This window comes from Ralstonia sp. 1138 (genome assembly GCF_040544795.1).
Taxonomy (GTDB): domain Bacteria; phylum Pseudomonadota; class Gammaproteobacteria; order Burkholderiales; family Burkholderiaceae; genus Ralstonia; species Ralstonia flatus.
In genome coordinates this window covers 768952-787429 of the sequence record NZ_JBEPKQ010000001.1, presented here as the reverse complement: position 1 = coordinate 787429, position 18478 = coordinate 768952, and the positions used below count along the sequence as shown (strand labels likewise).

At 66.4% G+C, this 18478-nt stretch carries 15 protein-coding genes; 6 read left to right on the top strand and 9 right to left on the bottom strand.

Annotated elements, in window-relative coordinates:
• Positions 1-2 precede the first annotated feature (2 nt).
• The 8 genes from ABIC76_RS03405 to ABIC76_RS03370 form a co-directional block, all read right to left on the bottom strand.
• Positions 3-1391 carry an amidohydrolase family protein gene (locus ABIC76_RS03405; protein ID WP_354532971.1) on the bottom strand — a complete coding sequence of 463 codons (1389 nt, stop codon included), beginning with the start codon at positions 1389-1391 and terminating at the stop codon, positions 3-5.
• A gap of 19 nt (positions 1392-1410) precedes the next feature.
• Positions 1411-2754, bottom strand: a complete 1344-nt coding sequence (locus tag ABIC76_RS03400; RefSeq protein ID WP_045219489.1) for a nucleobase:cation symporter-2 family protein — start codon at positions 2752-2754, stop codon at positions 1411-1413.
• Positions 2755-2833: 79 nt separating this feature from the next.
• The gene (locus tag ABIC76_RS03395; RefSeq protein WP_354532970.1) at positions 2834-3952 is read right to left on the bottom strand and encodes a CobW family GTP-binding protein; all 1119 of its coding nucleotides are present in this window, start codon (positions 3950-3952) and stop codon (positions 2834-2836) included.
• Entirely contained in the window at positions 3949-4590 is a 642-nt protein-coding gene (locus ABIC76_RS03390) for a UbiX family flavin prenyltransferase (protein ID WP_197742997.1), read from the bottom strand. Before ABIC76_RS03390 ends, ABIC76_RS03395 begins: the two co-directional genes overlap by 4 nt.
• Positions 4587-5978 (bottom strand): UbiD family decarboxylase, encoded by a 1392-nt coding sequence (locus ABIC76_RS03385; RefSeq protein ID WP_102065888.1) that lies wholly within the window; start codon positions 5976-5978, stop codon positions 4587-4589. Before ABIC76_RS03385 ends, ABIC76_RS03390 begins: the two co-directional genes overlap by 4 nt.
• 63 nt (positions 5979-6041) lie before the next feature.
• The gene (locus ABIC76_RS03380) at positions 6042-6965 is read right to left on the bottom strand and encodes an amidohydrolase family protein (protein WP_027679411.1); all 924 of its coding nucleotides are present in this window, start codon (positions 6963-6965) and stop codon (positions 6042-6044) included.
• Positions 6966-6994: 29 nt separating this feature from the next.
• The gene (locus ABIC76_RS03375; protein WP_045202142.1) at positions 6995-7906 is read right to left on the bottom strand and encodes an amidohydrolase family protein; all 912 of its coding nucleotides are present in this window, start codon (positions 7904-7906) and stop codon (positions 6995-6997) included.
• 240 nt (positions 7907-8146) lie between these two features.
• Positions 8147-9040, bottom strand: a complete 894-nt coding sequence (locus tag ABIC76_RS03370) for a LysR family transcriptional regulator (RefSeq protein ID WP_354532969.1) — start codon at positions 9038-9040, stop codon at positions 8147-8149.
• Between the two features lie 134 nt (positions 9041-9174).
• Between ABIC76_RS03370 and ABIC76_RS03365 the strand changes: the two genes are divergently transcribed.
• The 3 genes from ABIC76_RS03365 to ABIC76_RS03355 are packed head-to-tail and all read left to right on the top strand — an operon-like array spanning position 9175 to position 12781.
• Positions 9175-9639: a (2Fe-2S)-binding protein gene (locus ABIC76_RS03365; protein WP_102065890.1), complete on the top strand. Its 465-nt coding sequence runs from the start codon at positions 9175-9177 to the stop codon at positions 9637-9639.
• Positions 9636-11843 (top strand): xanthine dehydrogenase family protein molybdopterin-binding subunit, encoded by a 2208-nt coding sequence (locus ABIC76_RS03360; protein WP_354532968.1) that lies wholly within the window; start codon positions 9636-9638, stop codon positions 11841-11843. Before ABIC76_RS03365 ends, ABIC76_RS03360 begins: the two co-directional genes overlap by 4 nt.
• 8 nt (positions 11844-11851) lie before the next feature.
• Complete coding sequence (locus ABIC76_RS03355) at positions 11852-12781, top strand: LysR family transcriptional regulator (protein ID WP_354532967.1); 930 nt, start codon at positions 11852-11854, stop codon at positions 12779-12781.
• Here ABIC76_RS03355 and ABIC76_RS03350 read toward each other — a convergent pair.
• Entirely contained in the window at positions 12757-13773 is a 1017-nt protein-coding gene (locus ABIC76_RS03350; protein ID WP_354532966.1) for an AraC family transcriptional regulator, read from the bottom strand. The genes ABIC76_RS03355 and ABIC76_RS03350 overlap by 25 nt on opposite strands.
• A 171-nt stretch (positions 13774-13944) precedes the next feature.
• Here ABIC76_RS03350 and ABIC76_RS03345 point away from each other — a divergent pair, with 171 nt between their 5' ends.
• The 3 genes from ABIC76_RS03345 (at position 13945) to ABIC76_RS03335 (ending at position 18460) form a co-directional block, all read left to right on the top strand.
• Complete coding sequence (locus tag ABIC76_RS03345) at positions 13945-15078, top strand: acyl-CoA dehydrogenase (RefSeq protein ID WP_027679405.1); 1134 nt, start codon at positions 13945-13947, stop codon at positions 15076-15078.
• A 61-nt stretch (positions 15079-15139) separates the two neighbouring features.
• The gene (locus ABIC76_RS03340) at positions 15140-16834 is read left to right on the top strand and encodes an AMP-binding protein (protein WP_354532965.1); all 1695 of its coding nucleotides are present in this window, start codon (positions 15140-15142) and stop codon (positions 16832-16834) included.
• A gap of 78 nt (positions 16835-16912) precedes the next feature.
• Entirely contained in the window at positions 16913-18460 is a 1548-nt protein-coding gene (locus ABIC76_RS03335; protein ID WP_354532964.1) for a CoA-acylating methylmalonate-semialdehyde dehydrogenase, read from the top strand.
• Positions 18461-18478: the final 18 nt, after the last annotated feature.

Below are 18478 nucleotides of genomic sequence, written 5' to 3'. Positions count from 1 at the left end.
CGTCAGGCACACGCCATCAGGTCGGCCACGCCCCGGCTGGCTTCGGCGCGGATGCTCGCCACATCGAGCCCGCACACCACACCTTCGTCCACCACAACCCGCCCGCCGATGATGCTGGTGCGCACGGTGATGGGCTCGCCGGCGACCACGGGCGCGAGCGCGGGGTCGTGGAAGCCGTAGAAGCGCGGGTGGTTGATGTCGTAGAGCACCAGATCGGCGGCTTGCCCGACCTGCAGCGTGCCGACCTCACTCAAGCCGAGCACGCGCGCACCGCCTGCGGTCGCCCAGTGAATGACGTCTTCGGCGGTGGTGGCGCCGGCACCTTGCGTGGCACGGTGGATGAGCCAAGCGGTGTTGACTTCGCCGGTCATGCTGCCCGATTCGTTGGACGCCACGCCGTCCACGCCCAATGACACCGGCAAGCCGGCCGCCGCCAGTTGCGGCACCGGTGCGATGCCGCTGCCCAGCCGGCTGTTGCTGACCGGGCAGTGCGCGATGCCGCTGCCCGTCTGGGCCAGCATGCGGATCTCCGACGGCTGCAGGTGCACGAGGTGCGCAAACCAGACGTCCGGGCCCAGCCACTCGTGCTCGGCCACGAACTCCACGGGCAGACAGTTGTATTTCTCGCGGCAGAAACGCACGTAGTTGTCGGTCTCCGACAAATGCGTGTGCATGCGCAGGTGCATCCCGCGCGCGGCACGTGCCAGCTCGACCAGCAATGCCGGCGGCAACGAGAACGTCGGTGTGGTCGGCGCCACCACCACGCGGCGCATCGCGTCGGGTGCGTCGTCGTGATAGCGGTGCTTGAGCCGCTCGATGTCGGCCAGCATCTGGTCGAGCGTTTCGGGCTGCAGCGCCGTCTTCGAGAAGCCCGGATGGCTGCTGGCCGATTCGATGGCGCCGCCACGGCATAGCACGAAGCGCATGCCGAATTCATCGGCCACGTCGAACAGCATGTCGCCCGATTCGGTGCCGCCGCCTGCGTGATAGAGGTAGTGGTGGTCGGCGCAGGTGGTGGCGCCCGACAGCAGCAGCTCCGCCATGCCCAGGCGCGCAGCTGTGCGCATCAGCTCCGGCGTGAACAGCGGCAGGCGCGGATACGGCACGCTGGCCAGCCACCCTTGCAGGTCCTGGTTCATGCCTTCCGGCACGGCCTTCAGCAGGTTCTGGAACAGGTGGTGATGTGTGTTGATCCAGCCCGGGTAGACGATGCAGTCGCTGGCGTCGATGACGCGCTCGCCGGGGCGGGGCATGAGGTCGGGGCCCATCTCGGCGATGCGCCCGCCCGCGATGCGGATGTCGACCGCACCGGCGCGTGCTGCGTCACCGCGTAGGCCGGTCATGACGGCCAAAGGGCGGCGGATGAGGATGTCTTGAGGCGTGTTGTGCATGGAGAGGTCCATTGGAAAATCAGGCGCGGCCCGCCGTGCGCACGACCGACGCGGGCACGTGCGCTTCTTCGGTGCCGTTGAGCAGCAGGTTCAGCGCGACCGACACCAGGCAGGCGATGACCACACCGCTGTGCAGGAACGGTTGCGACCAGTCGGGCAGCTGCTTGAACAATGTCGGCGCCAGCACCGGTACCAGCGCGGCGGCAATCGTGAAGCCCACGATCAGTACGTTGTAACGGTTGTGTTCATAGTCGACGCGCGCCAGGGTCTGGATGCCCGCCGCGGCCACCACGCCGAACATGGCGATGCCCGCGCCGCCCAATGCGGCTGTCGGCGTGGCCGCAATCACGGCGCCCGCCTTGGGCACCAGCGCCACGAGGCACATCAGCACGCCGCTCACGGCGACCACCCAGCGGCTGCGCACGCCGGTGAGCACCACGAGGCCGACGTTTTCCATGAAGGCGATGAAGGGGAATGCGGCGAACATGCCGGCGATGGCGCTGGCCAGCCCGTTGGCGCGCAGGCCGTTGATGGCTTCCTCTTCTTCGATCGGCTTTTCGACGATGTCGCCGATGGCCAGGAACAAGCCCATCGACTCCACCATCTGCACGATCATCACCACGATCATGGTCAGCGCGGGCACCACGGCGAACACAGGCACCCCAAAGTGGAACGGCACGGGCAGCGTGACCCATGGCGCGTCTGCCACGCCGTGGAAGTTGCCCATGCCCATGGCGCAGCCCAGCAACGTGCCGACGATCATGCCCACCAGCACGGCGAGGTTGCGCAGCAGCGGGCTGCCGAAGCGGTTGATGAGGAGAATGGTGGCGACCACCACCGCGGCCACCAGCAGAAACGATGGTGCACCGAAGTTGGCAGCGTTGCGTCCGCCGCCCACCCAGTCATACGCGACGGGAAAGAGCTGCAGGCCGATGACGGTCACGATGCAGCCCGTGACCACCGGTGGAAAAAATCGCCGCAGCCGCCCCACCAGCGGTGCGGCGAGCAGCGTAAACAGCCCGGCCGCAATGACCGCACCGCACACGCCCGCGAAACCTACGGCAGGGTTGGTGCCGATGGCGATCACCGGCCCCACGCTGCTGAATGCCACCCCCTGCAGGATCGGCAGCCGCACCCCGAACTTCCAGAACCCGATGGTCTGTAACAGCGTGGCGATGCCCGAGCAGAACAACGTGGTGCTGATTAGCACAATGGTGTCCGCCTGCGACATCTTGAGCGCCGACGCGATGATCATCGGTACCGCGATGGCGCCGATGTACGACACCGCCATATGCTGCAAGCCCAACGTCAACATCTGTCGGGTCGACAGAATCTGGTCGACCGGGTGTACGGCTGTTGTCATGGTTGTCTCCTATCGTTGTCATGCCCGGGGCGTGCCAGGAGCCGCCCTCGGGTCAGGGGGATGTCATGTCATGGCATGCTCACGCCGCCAGACACGCGTTGAAACCGTCCTGCAGGGCCGCACGGTCGAGGTCGCGGCCGATGAAGACGATCTTGCTGCTGCGCGCAACGCTGCCCCACGGCTGCGTTGCGCGAAAGTCGATGAGGCTGTGCACGCCCTGCAGCACGTAGCGCTGCGGCTGACCCTTCACGGCCAGGATGCCCTTCATGCGGAACAGCGTTTCCGCCTGCTCGGTGCGCAGGGTGTCGATCCACGTGTGGAAGCGCACGAGATCCACGTCGGCCGGCACGTCAAAACCCACGGACGAGACGCTCGGATCGTGCTGGTGGTCGTGCTCATGTTCGTGCTCATGGTCATGCTCGTGAGCATCGGCGTGAGCATGCTCATGTTCGTGGTCATGTTCATGGTCGTGCGCGTCATGCTCGCCGTGGCCGGCGTCTGCGCCGATCTCCAGCAGCTTCTGCGTCGCCTCGAACGCGCCGACACCGATGATCTTGTTCAGATCGACCTCGGCATAGCTGGAGGTGACGATGTCGGCCGTGGCGTTCAAGCCGCGGATGCGCCCGCGCAGCGCGTCGATATCGTCGCGGCCCACAAGATCCACCTTGTTGATGACGATGCGGTCTGCGCAGACGATCTGGTCGACGGCCTGGTTGTCGACACCGTCCAGCTGCAGGTCGTCCAGATGCGCGGCGATGTGCTTGGCGTCGACCATGGTCACGATGGCGTCAAGCTCCACATGTTCGGCAATCGGGTCGTCGATGAAGAACGACTGCGCCACCGGATACGGATCGGCCAGGCCGCTGGTTTCCACCAGGATGTGGTCCAGTCGTTCGGGCCGCGCGACAAGCTGGCGCACGATGCGCACGAGGTCTTCGCGCACCTCGGCCGTGCAGCACACGCAGCCGTTGACCATCTCGTAGATCTCTTCGTTTTCCGAGGCCATGACCAGGCCGCCGTCGATGCCGACTTCGCCAAACTCGTTTTCGATCACGGCGATCTTGCGGCCGTGGTTTTCGCGCAGGATGAAGTTCAGCAGCGTGGTTTTGCCGGCGCCGAGGAAGCCGGTGAGGATGGTGACCGGAATCTTGGTGTTCGGGCCGGGAAGCGTGGCGTGGGCCGTGGCTTGGGGTTTCATGTTGTCTCCTTGTCGAGCGTGGGTGGGGTACGGACTAAGGCAGGTAAGGCTTCTTCGCCCCAGCGCAGGGCGGTGCCGGCATCGAGCCCGAACAGGTCGAGTACGCGGCCGAGGGTGTGGTCGATCATGTCGTCCAACGTATTGGGGCGCGCATAGAAGGCCGGCACGGGCGGTGCGACGATGGCGCCCATTTCCGTGACGGCCTGCATGTTGCGCAGGTGTGCGAGCGTGAATGGCGTCTCGCGCGCCATCAGTACGAGCGGACGGCGCTCCTTGAGCGTGACGTCTGCCGCGCGTGTCAGCAGCGTCGACGAAACGCCTGTGGCAATTTCCGCCAGAGACTTCATCGAGCACGGGGCCACGATCATGCCCAGCGCGCGAAACGATCCGCTGGCAATGCCGGCGGCCATGTCGTCCGCGCGGTGGTAATGCGTAGCGCGATCGATCACGTCGGCCAGCTTGTACGGCGTTTCGTGCGCCATCGTCAGCAGCGCAGAACGCGTGACGACCAGGTGCGTCTCCACATCGAGCGCGCGCAGCAGTTCGAGCAGCCGCACGCCGTAGACGAAGCCCGATGCACCGCTGATGCCGACCACCATGCGCGGCCGGGCGGGAGCGCGAGGGTGGCGCGCGCTCATGGCCGCACTCCGGCCTGGTGGAGGATGTCGCCCGCGCGGGCGATCGCCTGCGGATCGATGCGTGCGCGGATGCCTTCGAAGCCGGCGCCGCGCGTGGCGTCGATGCCCATGCGCGAGGTCGTGCCGTGCACGGACGATGACGGATCCAGCGGGCTGCCCGGCAGGCCGTCGACCATGAACACATCCTGATGCGGCTGGAAGTGCGTGGCCATGGCCCACAGCACCTGCTCGTCCTGCTGCAGGTCGATATCGGAATCCACGGCAATCACGGTCTTGAGGTACGGATCCCAGCCGAGCAACGCCAGCATGACCTGCCGCGCCTCGCCGTCGCGCGTGGGGTTGAGCGCCACATAGCAATGGAAGTGGGTGCCCGAGTTCGGATAGTGCAGCGCCGTCACCGATGGGAAACGCGCCTTGAGCTTCTCGCTCATCTCGGCTTCGCGCGGCAGGCGGGCCAGCGTCAGGTGCTCGGCGTACGGGCCGCCCACCACGTCGACCAGCCACGCGTCGCGCCGGCGCATCAGGGCATCGATGCGCAGCACATTGTTGGTGGAGCGGTCGGACGAATAGCCGGTGAATTCACCGAACGGGCCTTCCTCGGCATAGGCGGCGGGGTCGATGGTGCCTTCCAGCACGAACTCCGCTGCCGCCGGCACGCCGATGCCGTAGCGTGGCGTGCGCACGATATCGAGCGGCGCGCCGAGCAGGCCGCCCGCCACGGCGCGTTCGTCGGCACCAAACGGCAGGCGGGCGGCGGCGGCCAGCATGAACAGCGGATGCGCGCCCACCACCATCGCCACGCGCAGCACGTCGCCGCGTTCGCGCGCGGTCTGCAGCATGCGCCACAGGTGGCCGCGCGAGTGCAGGCTCGTCGCCAATGCGTTGCGTGCGTGGCGCATCGAGCGGTGATAGCTCATGTTGGCCACGCCCGTCACCGGGTCCTCGGCCACGATGATGGCGTTGGTGATGTAGGGCGCGCGATCGCTCTCGAAGTGCTTGATCATCGGCAGCAGCGCAACGTCGACGGCATCGCCTTCGATCACCTCGTCGGTGATGGGGCCGTGCGAGACCACACGCGGTGCGATGGGCGCATTGGCGCGTGCCTGGAAGGCATCGTGCAGTTGATGCGGCAACACGTCGAACAACCGTGCCAGCCGTGACCGCGAGGCAAAGACGTTGGTGACCAGCGGCACCTGCAGGCCGCTGACCTGCTCGCAGACCAGCATGGGGGTCTGGTTGCGCGCAGCGAGCTGATCGATGACGGCGGTGACGTCCTGGTCGGCGGAGATACCGTGGCGCACCGTCAGCACATCTTCGGGATACAGCTCGCGATAGAGATTGGCGAAGACGTGGAAATCCTGGCCTTCGCCAAGCCGGGTCATGCTCATGGCACACCTCGCTAGAGGCGGGCGCCGAACACCACAGAGGCGCGGCACCCGCGGGATCGGCGCTCAGGCCGCTTCTGCTGTCTGGACGTAGGTCGACTTCAGGCGAAGCTCCGCCTCGGCCAGGTCCTTGGGCGGCTTGGTGGGCTCGATGCCGACCAGTCGCGCGATGTTGTTGCCCAGATAGTCTTCGAGGTGGTCCTCATCGATGCCTAGCCCCTGCGGCGGCGCCGAGCACAGCACCTCCAGCTCGCGCAGCCACATGCCGGGCTCGTTGGGCGGCGAATCTGTGCCGAAGACGATCTTGTCGCGCGGCAACTGCTTCGCAAATTCGACGATGCGCGACTGGAAGCACCAACCGGATTCGCAGTACACGTTGGGCGTGTCCATCGCCATCCAGAACGCTTCGAACGAGTAGTTGCCGCCGGTCTGGATACCGAAGTGGCCGATGATGAAGTTCACCATCGGGAACTCGCGGATGATCGGGTAGAACATCGTCGGGATGGTGTACGGGCCGTCGCCGGTGTGGATCAGCACCACGATGTTGTACTTGGCGCAGACCTTCATCGCCGGGCGCAGCCAGTCGAGCGCGCGGTCGGGCCGGTAACCGTGCATGTTGGCGTGCAGCTTGACCATCTTGAAGCCGTATTCCTTGATGTGGAATTCCAGCTCTGCCGCGCCGTTCTCCGGGCCCCAGCGCGGGTTGTAGGTGAAGTTGCCGATAAAGCGGTCCGGATACTTCTGGGTCAGTTCGGCGATGTACGCCATGTAGTCGCGAATGCCCTCGCGGCCGCGGCGGTTGCCGTCGCGGTAGCCGGTGTTGCCCGGCGGCGGCTGGATGAAGCCCATGTCGATGCGGCGCGGCTTGCCGTTGATCATGTACGGGCCGTCCATCAGCTGGATCATGCGCTCGCCGTTGAACGGCGTGCCGGTGTGGCGCCAGGCCTCGTCGACGAGGTTGGTCGGGTGCAGATGGGTATCGATAATCATGTGTTGCGCTCCGTGCGGTCTGCGGTGGCTCAGGCGGCAGCCAGCGCGAGCTGCGCTTCGGCTTCGGCCACGGTCTTGGGCGGACGGGTCGGCTCCAGGCCGATCATGCGGGCGATGTTGTTGCCCAGGTAATCCTCGAGCGTGTCTTCATCGAGGTTCAGGCCCTGCGGCGGGTCCATGCACAACACTTCCAGCAGGCGCAGCCACATGCCGGGCTCGTTGGGCGGCGTGTCGGTGCCGAACAGGATCTTGTGCTTGGGCAGCACCTTGGCAAATTCGACGATGCGTGACTGCAGGCACCAGCCCGATTCGCAATACACATTGGGCAGCTCCATCGCCCACTGCATCGGCTCGAACACGTAGACGCCGCCGGTCTGCACGCCGAAGTGCGCCATGATGAAATCGACGTTCGGGAAGCGCTTGATCATCGGAATCCATTCCGACGGAATGCTGTAGGGGCCGTCGCCCGTATGCAGCTTGACGGGCACGCCCAGCTCGGCGCATTTCTCGAACGCGGGCATCACCCAATCCAGCGCGCGGTCCGGCCGGTAGGCGTGCATGTTGGCCTGCATCTGGACCATCTTGAAACCGTGCTCCTTCACATAGCGCTCGATGGCCTCCACGCCGTTCTGCACGCCGCAGCGCGGGTTGTAGACGAAGCACCCGATGAAGCGGTCGGGGTAGGTCTGCACCATCTTGAGCGTGTACGCCATGTAGGCGTCGATGGACTCGCGGCCCGAAAGCTCGCCGTCCGTCCACGTGTAGATGGTGTTGCCCTGCGGCGGCTGGATGAAGGCCTTGTCGATACGGCGCGGCTTGCCGTTGATCATGTAAGGGCCGTCCATCATTTCGAGCAGGCGCTCGCCGGTAAAGGGGTCGCCGTCGTGCCACCACGCGAGGTCCACCAGGTCGGTGGGGTAGCAGCTGATGTCGATGATCATCGTTGGATCTCCTGATGACTGGGAGGAAGCGCGTGATGGCTTCCCGGTGGGGGCAGGCACGTCCTGCAGCGCGGCGCTCTTTGCTAGGCGTGTGCCTTCCCCTCGCCGGATCGCGTGATGCCGGATGCGTGCTGCTTGGGGCGCAGTATCGGAGTCGGGGCCGGGGGCCGGCCAATACTATTTGGCGGCGGTCTTGATACGTTGCCGATATCGGCAAGTCGGTCGGAAGGCGGCGGGCGCTCAGGCGCCCAGCGTGTCGCGCGCGAGTTGCTGCACTGCGTTCACCACCGCCTGTGCGCGCTCACCCTGGCCGCGCTGCCAGACGGCATACAGGTTGTAGTGCGCCGGGATGGCCACATCGGTCAGCCGCACGAGGCGCCCGTGTTGCAGTGCATCGGCCGCCAGCAGCCCACGCACCAGCGCCACGCCGACGCCGGCTTCGGCGGCGGCAACCATGTTGGCGGCGTTGTCGAATGCGGCCACCACGGCGGGCTCGAGCGGTTCCAGAGCGGCGGCGTCCAGCCACGGAATCCACGAGCGCCGCGTGTAACCCAGCAGCGGCAGCCTCATCGCAGCCGCAGGCGCCAGCGGCGCCTGCACGCCATGGCGCTCCAGCAGCGCGGGCGCCGCCACGGCGGTGACGTGGTCGCCACAGACGAGCGCCATCTCGCAGTCATCCCATTCGCCATAGCCGTAGCGCAGCGAAACGTCCACGCGCTCGAACGAGGGCCGCTCGCCGCGCGTGGTGGACAGGAACATCACCTGGTAGCCGGGCAGGGCCTCGAGTAATTGCGGCAGCCTCGCATTGAGCCAGCCCTGCGCCAGTTCGCTGTCGACATCGACGATGAGCGTTTGCGGCACGTGCCGGTTGCGCACCGAAGACAGCGCCCGGTCCACCTGACCAAAGCCGTCGGTGAGCATGCTGGCAAAGAGCTGGCCTGCGTCGGTCAGGACGATGCCGCCTGCCTCGCGCACAAACAGCGGCTGGCCGATGAATTCCTCCAGCGAGCGGATCTGCTGGCTGATCGCGCTGTGCGTCAGGTCCAGTTGCTGGGCGGCCTTGGTAAAGCTGCCGGTGCGCGCCGCCTGCAGGAAGGCATGCATCGACTGGATCGACGGATAACGCTTGTACATGGCGGCGATGGGTGACCTGTTAGTTCGACTTACACGGGCTGGCAGAAATCGTCGCTGGCGGGGCGCCCGTACGCGGCTTCATATTGCAGCCAGGCGCGGCCGCACAAGACGGCCCGATTCTGGAGGAGACAATGATGACCGAGATTATGGTCAATGGCGCGCCCCACGCGCTGGATGACGCCGATGCCGACATGCCGCTGCTCTGGGTGCTGCGCGATCGGCTGAAGCTGACGGGCACCAAGTTTGGCTGTGGCGGCGGCTTTTGCGGGGCCTGCACCGTCCATCTGGACGGCGCGCCGATCCGCGCGTGCATCACGCCGGCAGCGGCGGCGGCCGGGCACAGCGTGACCACCATCGAAGGCCTGTCGAAAGACGGCACGCACCCGCTGCAACGCGCCTGGGTGGCCGAAGACGTGCCGCAATGCGGCTACTGCCAGTCGGGGCAGATCATGTCGGCCGCTGCGTTGTTGGCGGCAGGCACGCCCGTCAACGACGAGGCCATCACGAATGCCATGGCTGGCAACATCTGCCGGTGCGGCACCTACGGGCGCATCCGCCAGGCCATCAAGCGCGCCGCCGACGAGCGAGGCAAGGCATGAACGCGCCGCGTGACTTGCACGCACCGTCGCGCCGCCGCTTCCTGCAGCAGAGCGCGCTGCTGACGGCGGGGCTGGCGGTCGGCTTTCGCTTGCCCGATGCACTGGCCGCCGGCAAGGATGGCGCCGCGGGGGAATTCGAACCCAATGCGTGGGTGCGCGTGCTGGCCGACAACACCGTCAAGATCGTCGTCCATAAGCACGATTCCGGCACCGGCACGCAAACCGCGCTGGCCGCCTGCGTGGCCGAAGAGCTGGATGTCGACCCGATGCGCATTGCCGTCGTCACGCCGGAAGATCCGTTCTTCCAGGACTACATCCATCCGATCTGGAAGGTGTATTCCACCGGCGGCAGTACCAGCGTGTCGCTCGAATATGCGCGCCTGCGGCAAGCCGGCGCCACGGCGCGCGCCATGCTCATCAGCGCGGCGGCGCAATGCTGGGGCGTGCCCGTGGCCGCTTGCAGCACCGCAGACGGCACCGTCATCTGCAATGCCGACGGCCGCAGGGCCACCTACGGCGAATTGGCCGATGCGGCGGGCCGTCTGCCTGCGCCTGCCAACGTCACGTTGAAGAAGCCGGCGGACTTCAAGTACATCGGCAAGCTCCGGCATAAGCGCGATGCGCTGGCCAAGGCGACGGGCCGGTACCAGTACGGCATCGATGTGTCGTTGCCCGGCATGCTGGTGGCGGTCGTGCAGCGTGCGCCCATGCCCGGTGCACGCGTGCGCCGCATCGACAGCGCCGAGGCGTTGAAGGTGCGCGGCGTGCGCCAGGTCATGACCATCCCGATGCGCGCCGATGTGCTGGGCGGTAACCAGGAAGGCGTGGCCGTGCTGGCCGATGACTACTGGGCCGCCAACAAGGGGCGCGCGGCGCTCAAGGTCGATTGGGACGACAGCGCCTTCGCCGATTTCGACAGCGGCCAGGTCGCGCAGCACCAGGCCGCATGGCTTGCCAGCGGCAAGGCGCGCGTGGTGCACACCGTGCAGACCGGCAACACCGACGTGGCGATCGCCCACGGCACAAAGCGCATCGATGCGGCGTATCGCATGCCCTACAAGCAGCAGAATCCGCTCGAACCCGTCAACATCACCGCGTGGTTCAAGGACGGCGCCATGCAATATTGGGGCGGCATCCAGGTGCCATCTACCGCCATGGAGGCTGCCGAGGTGATCTGCGGCGTGCGGCGCGACAAGGTGGTGTTGCACGAGATGGTGTCGGGCGGCAGCTTTGGTGCGCGCGAGAGCAAATACTGGTTGTTCGAAGTCACCTACCTTGCCAAAAAGACCGGCGTGCCCGTCAAGCTGATGAACAGCCGCGAAGACGAGATGCGCGCGCTGTACGGCCACCCCGCCACGTATCATCGCCTCGAAGGCGCGCTTGATGCGCAGGGCCGGCTCGATGCGCTGCGCATTCGCGCGGTGTCGCCCGCATCGCCGGAACAGTGGGAGCCGGGCTACTTCGACCGCCCCGATCGCATGGACTACAGCACCACCGAGGCCCTCTCAAAGTGGGATTTTCCGTACCGCGCCAACCACATGGACATCGGCTGGGTGCGGCACGAAACGGGCATCCCGACAGGCTGGTACCGCGCCGTCAGCTTCATCCCCAACGTCTTCGCCACCGAGAGCTTCATCGATGAACTCGCTGTGGCGGCCAGGCGCGATCCGGTTGATTTCCGCGTCGCTCACATGGCCGACCGGCCCCGGCATGTCGACGTGCTGCGCACCGCCGCACAGCGTGCGGGGTGGGGAAGGGCGGCGCACGGCCACGCACTGGGCGTCGCCACGCATCAGGCGTATGACAGCTACATCGCCGTGGTGGCGCAGGTGGCGCGCAAGGACGGCCGCGTCGTTGTCGAAAAGCTCACCTGCGTGGCCGACGTTGGCCTGGCGGTCTCGCGCACCGGCGTGGAGGAGCAACTGTACGGCGGCCTCATGTGGGGCCTCGGCCATGCATTGTTCGATCGCATCGACATCCAGGGCGGCGCGGTGCAGCAGAGCAATTTCCATGACTACCCCGTGATGCGCATGTCGGACATGCCCGCCATCGACATCGTCATCATCGATGGCAACCGCGACAAGCCCGGCGGTGTGGGCGAGCTGGCCAACCCGCCCGTGGCGCCCGCCATTGCCAACGCCATCTTCCGTTTGACCGGCAAGCGCCAGCGCGAGACGCCGTTCAACTTCGACCTGAAGGCATAGCGCATACCGTGGACATCCGCCTGCTGCGTTATTTCTCGGTGCTGGCCGACGAACTGCACTTCGGGCGGGCGGCGGCGCGCCTGTTCATGTCGCAGCCGCCGCTGAGCCAGCAGATCCGGCTGCTGGAAGACGAGATCGGCACGCCGTTGTTTGTGCGCAGCCACCACCGCGTGGAACTCACAGCGGCGGGACGCACGCTCAAGGAGCAGGCGCCGCTCGTGTTTGCGCAGCTCAACCGCGCGCTGGACCTCACCCGGCAGGCGGGCCGCGGTCAGGTTGGCGAGCTGGAAATCGGCATGATCAGCTCGGTGATGGTGGGGCTGCTGCCCGAAGCGTTGCGCCAGTTTCGCGAGCGCTACCCCGGCGTTGAATGGCGCCTGCAGGAGATGACGCCCGCCGCGCAGGTGGCCGCGCTCAAGGAGCGCCGCATCGATGCATGCATCTTCCGGCTGGGGCAGGAAGACCCCGCCGTGCGCAGCGAACTGCTGCAGCACGAGCCGATCGTGATGGCGTTACCCGCCACGCACCGCCTGGCCGGGCACACCAGCCTGGCCCTCGGCGACTTTGCCGGCGAGCCGTTTGTTGCGTTCGAATCCAAGCGATCGCGCTTTGCCGATCACCTGCTGCATCTGTGCATCCAGGCCGGCTTTGCGCCGCTCGTGCGCCAACAGGTGACCGAAGTGCAGACGCTGTTGGCGCTGGTGAGCGCGGGCTTTGGCGTGGCGCTGCTGCCGGGATCGACGGCCAACCTGGCACCGCCCGGTGTGGTCTTCCGCCCGCTGGAGCCGGCGCTGCCTGCTGTACCGCTGTACGTCCACTATCGCGTGGACGATCACTCGCCGGTGCTCAAGGCGTTTCTGGAGACCCTGCGGGAAGTCAGCGGTACGGCCGGGGACGCCGTCCCCGCGCAGCCTCAGCCTGCGCTGGCCAGTCGATAGTCCGTTGGCCGCATGCCGGTCCATTTGCGGAACGCGCGGTGAAAGGCGCTCGGTTCGGCAAAGCCGACCGCGACGGCAATGTCGGCGATGGTGCGGCGCGTGTCCTGCAACTGGCCGATGGCAATGTCGCGCCGCAGGTCGTCCTTGATCGACTGATACGTGTGGCCTTCCAGCTTCAGGCGCCGCCGCATGGTGGCCTCGGCCACGTTCAGCTTGAGCGCCATTGCGTCCGACGCGGGCCAGCTGGCCACCGGCAGATTGCGCAGCGTCTTGCGTACGCGCGCGGCGAAGGAATCCGGGTTGCGGTACTTGACGATGAAGTTGCCCGGCGCGTCGCGCAGGAACGTCTTGCTGGACGCGGCCGTCTGAATGACCGGCAGGTCGAGAAAGTCGCGCGATAGGTCGACGTACGACGCATCGTGCTTGAACGCCATGTCGTCGCAGAACATCAGGCGGTATTCCTGCGCGTCCTGTGGCGCCGCACAACGGAAGCGCGCGGCAATGAACGGAATACGCCGCCCCACGAGCCAGCACACCAGGCCGTAGACCATGATGAGCCACGTGGCGTAGGTGAACATGGGCGGCACCCGCGTGCCCTTGCGGTGCATAAAGACGAGACGCACACGCTGATCGTCTTCTTCAACGCGCACGTGCAGATCGTCCAGCACCAGCCGCAGAAAACCCGTGGCACGGGCCAGCGCCTGCCGGCCCGTGCGCGCGGTGAGCGCCGCCTGTGTCATCGCCACGAAGCTGCCCCAGCGCATGGGGTGCGCGTCCTGCCCGAAGAACTCGTCGTCCATGGCCTGCGCAATGCCGGCCCACAGCGCGCCGTACTGCGCCGATGACACGCGGCTGCGCGGCTGCGCCAGCATCTGCGGCGTGATGCCCGCGGCGGCCATGATGGCCTGCATGTCCACGCCATGCGCGCGCGCACGCGTCACGGCCTCGTTGACGAGGCTGACAGAGACGGTTCCTTTTTCGTTGTTTTTCATCGGTATGGCAAATCCGCTCACGCAAGTTGATCGTGACGGGCATCGAAGCCGCCCAGCCGCGTGCCTACACTTTTTCCCCATCGAACCCGAGCGCCGCGGGCTGCACAGTGTAAGGCGCCTGCACAGGCAGCGTCACGCGGCACCGGTCAGCCAACAAGCAAGAGCCAAGCGATGGACGACTTCTATACCGAAGAGCAGCGGATGATCCACGACGCTGCGCGCGACTTTGCCACCGAGCGCCTGGCGCCCAACGCCGCGCAGTGGGACCGTGACGGCGCCCTGCCCGACGAGGTGGTGCGCGAGATGGGCGAGCTGGGCCTGCTCGGCATGATCGTGCCGGCGGAGTGGGGCGGTTCGTACACCGACTACGTGGCCTATGCGCTCGCGCTGGAAGAAGTGGCCGCCGGTTGCGCTGCCAGCGCGACGATGATGAGCGTGCACAACTCGGTCGGCTGCGGCCCGATCCTCAAGTTCGGCACCGAGGCGCAGAAGGCGCGTTACCTGCCGGACCTGGCCACCGGCCGCGCGATTGGCGCGTTCTGCCTGACCGAGCCGCATGCCGGTTCAGAGGCCAACAACCTGCGCACGCGTGCGGTGCTGCGCGACGGCAAGTGGGTGCTCAACGGCAACAAGCAGTTCGTCACCAACGGCGCACGCGCGAACATCGCCATCGTCTTTGCCGTGACGGACCCTGAGGCGGGCAAGCGCGGCATCTCCGCCTTCATCGTGCCGACGGACACGCCGGGCTTTCACGTGGGGCGACCCGAACACAAGCTCGGCATTCGCGCGTCGGACACCTGCCCGATCACACTGGAAGACTGCGCCGTGCCCGAGGAGAACCTGCTGGGCGAGCGTGGCGAGGGCTTGAAGATCGCGTTGTCGAACCTGGAAGGCGGACGCATCGGCATCGCCGCGCAGGCCGTGGGGATTGCGCGCGCCGCGTTCGATGCGGCGCGCAACTACGCGAATGAGCGCATCCAGTTCGGCAAGGCGCTGCGCGAGCACCAGACCATCGCCAACATGCTGGCCGACATGGCCACGCGCCTGAATGCGGCGCGGCTGCTCGTTCATCACGCGGCGCGCCTGCGCAGCGCAGACAAGCCGTGCCTGTCGGAAGCCTCGCAGGCCAAGCTCTACGCATCGGAACTGGCGGAGGAGATCTGCTCCAACGCCATCCAGATCCACGGCGGCTATGGCTACCTGGCCGACTACGCCGTCGAGCGCCACTACCGCGATGCACGCATCACCCAGATCTACGAAGGCACCAGCGAAGTCCAGCGGATGGTGATCGCGCGGCACGTGTAGCACGCCCCGCGCACATCGACCGCATACGAAAGAGCGCAAACGCGCCGACCAGGAGACAACGATGAACGAAGCGGTATCTGCAGCACAGGGTTTTGTGGAAGCGCGCGATTTTCTGCTGCGCCATCGCACCGACTACGACCGGGCGTATCGCGAGTTTGCGTGGCCGACGCTGGACACGTTCAACTGGGCGCTCGACTACTTCGACGTGATGGCGCGCGGCAACGACAACCCGGCGCTGTGGATCGTCGATGACCCGCAAAGCGGTGGGTTGAAGCTTTCGTTTGCGCAGATGTCGGAGCGCTCGTCGCGCATGGCGAACTTCCTGCGGGGGCTCGGCATCGTGCGGGGTGACCGTCTGCTGCTGATGCTGCCGAACCGCGTCGAACTGTGGGACGTGATGCTCGCGGCAATGAAGCTCGGTGCGGTGGTGCTGCCGGCCACGACGCAGCTTTCGCCGGATGACGTGCGCGACCGCGTTGAACTGGGCGGCGCGAACTGCGTGGTTGTCGACGCGGCGGAGTTGCACAAGTTCGACAGTGTGGATGCGAGCGTCAAGCGCATCGCCGTGGGCGCGCAGCGCGAAGGCTGGATCGACCTGGCAGCAGCCTACGATGCGCCCGCGCAGTTCGTGCCCGACGGGCCGACCAAGGCGACCGACCCGTTGCTGCTGTACTTCACCTCGGGCACCACGTCCAAGCCGAAGCTGGTCGAGCACACGCACCAGAGCTATCCGGTCGGCCACCTGTCAACGATGTACTGGATCGGCCTGCAACCCGGCGACATCCACTGGAACATCAGCTCACCCGGCTGGGCGAAACACGCGTGGAGCTGCTTCTTCGCCCCGTGGAATGCGCAGGCCTGCGTGTTCGTTTACAACTACGCCCGCTTCGTGCCGAAGGACACGCTGGACGTGCTGGTGCGCTTCAACGTGACCACGCTGTGCGCGCCGCCCACGGTGTGGCGCATGCTGGTGCAGGAGCCGCTGGCGGAATACGCCGTCAAGCTGCGCGAGATCGTCGGTGCGGGCGAGCCGCTGAACCCCGAGATCATCGAGCGCGTGCGCAGCGCCTGGGGCGTGACCATTCGCGACGGCTTTGGCCAGACCGAGACCACCTGCCAGATCGGCAACACGCCGGGCCAGCCGGTCGTGCCGGGCTCGGTCGGGCGCCCGCTGCCCGGCTACCGCGTGGAGCTGGTCGACCACGACGATCAGCCCGCCAGCGAAGGCGAAATCGTGCTGCCGCTCTCGCACCGCCCGCTCGGCTTGATGCAGGGCTACGCCAACAACGCCAAAGCCACGGCCGAGGCCATGCGCAACGGCTATTACCACACGTCTGATGTGGCGATGCGCCGCGACGACGGCTACTTCGTCTACGTGGGCCGCACCGATGACGTGTTCAAGTCGTCCGACTATCGGCTGAGCCCCTTCGAGCTGGAAAGCGTGCTGATCGAGCACGAGGCCATTGCCGAGGCCGCCGTGGTGCCGAGTTCCGATCCGCTGCGGCTGTCCGTGCCCAAGGCGTTCGTGACGGTGCGCCAGGGCTATGAGGCTGGCCCCGAACTGGCGCGCGCGGTGTTCCTGTTCTCGCGCGAAAAGCTGGCGCCCTACAAGCGCATCCGCCGGCTGCAGTTCAGCGAGCTGCCCAAGACCATCTCCGGAAAGATCCGCCGCGTGGAACTCCGCCGGCTGGAGCTTGAACGCACGCCGCAACCGGCTCGCCTGCCCGGCGAGTACTGGGAAGAAGACTTCGCCTGATTTGCCCGTCCCGCATTGAACCCATTACCGCTACCGCTACCGCCACCGCAACCGATACCGAATCGCCAGGAGACTCCCATGAGCGCCGTTGCTTCCCTCGCTTCCGCCAAGCCTGCTGCACAGCAGGACACCCCGCCCACCGTCAAGCTGCTGATCGGCGGCGAGTTTGTCGAATCGCAGTCGAAGGAATGGCGCGACATCTTGAACCCCGCCACGCAGGAAGTGCTGGCGCGCGTGCCCTTTGCCACGGCCGGCGAAGTGGACGCGGCCATCCGGTCCGCACATGCGGCATTTGCCACGTGGAAGAACACGCCGGTCGGCGCGCGCATGCGCATCATGCTGAAGTTCCAGGCGCTGATTCGCGAGCACTCGCCGCGCATCGCCCGCACGCTGACGGCCGAGCAGGGCAAGACGCTGCCCGATGCCGAAGGCGACATCTTCCGCGGGCTGGAGGTGGTGGAGCATGCGTGCTCGGTGGGCTCGCTGCAGCAGGGCGAATTCCTGGAGAACGTAGCCGGCGCGGTCGACACCTACACGCTGCGCCAGCCGATTGGTGTGTGCGCTGGCATCACGCCGTTCAACTTCCCGGCCATGATTCCGCTGTGGATGTTTCCGATGGCCATCGTGTGCGGCAACACGTTCGTGCTCAAGCCTTCGGAGCAGGATCCGCTGTCGACCATGCAGCTGGTTGAACTGGCGCTGGAGGCCGGGGTGCCGCCGGGCGTGCTGAACGTCGTGCACGGCGGCAAGGACGTGGTGGATGCGCTGTGCACGCATGAGCATGTGAAGGCGATTTCGTTTGTTGGGTCCACCGCGGTCGGCACGCATGTCTATCGCCTCGGTAGCGAGCACGGCAAGCGCGTGCAATCGATGATGGGCGCCAAGAACCACGCCGTGGTGCTGCCAGACGCGAATCGCGAGCAGGCCATCAATGCGCTGGTGGGTGCGGCCTTCGGCGCAGCGGGGCAACGCTGCATGGCGACCTCCGTCGTCGTGCTGGTGGGCGCTGCGCAGCAGTGGGTGCCGGACCTGATCGCCAAGGCAAAAACGCTCAAGGTGAATGCCGGTGTCGAGCCGGGTACCGATGTCGGCCCCGTCGTGTCACGCGCCGCCAAGCAACGCATTCTCGGCTTGATCGAATCGGGCGTGCAGCAGGGCGCCACGCTGGCACTCGACGGCCGCAATGTGCGCGTGGCGGGTTACGAAGACGGCAACTTCATCGGCCCCACGGTCTTTACCGACGTGAAGACCGATATGGACATCTACACCAACGAAATCTTCGGGCCCGTGCTGCTGGTGCTGACCGCACCCACGCTGGACGATGCGATTGCGCTGGTCAATGCCAACCCGTTCGGCAACGGCGTGGGCTTGTTCACGCAGAGCGGTGCGGCCGCGCGCAAGTTCCAGAGCGAGATCGACGTCGGGCAGGTCGGTATCAACATTCCCATTCCGGTGCCCGTGCCGTACTTCAGCTTTACCGGCTCGCGCGGCTCCAAGCTGGGCGACCTGGGCCCGTACGGCAAGCAGGTCGTGCAGTTCTACACGCAAACGAAGACGGTCACGGCGCGCTGGTTTGACGACGCGGTCGATGCCGGCGGCGTGAATACCACCATCAGCCTGCGCTGATCGCACCGGGAGCGTTGT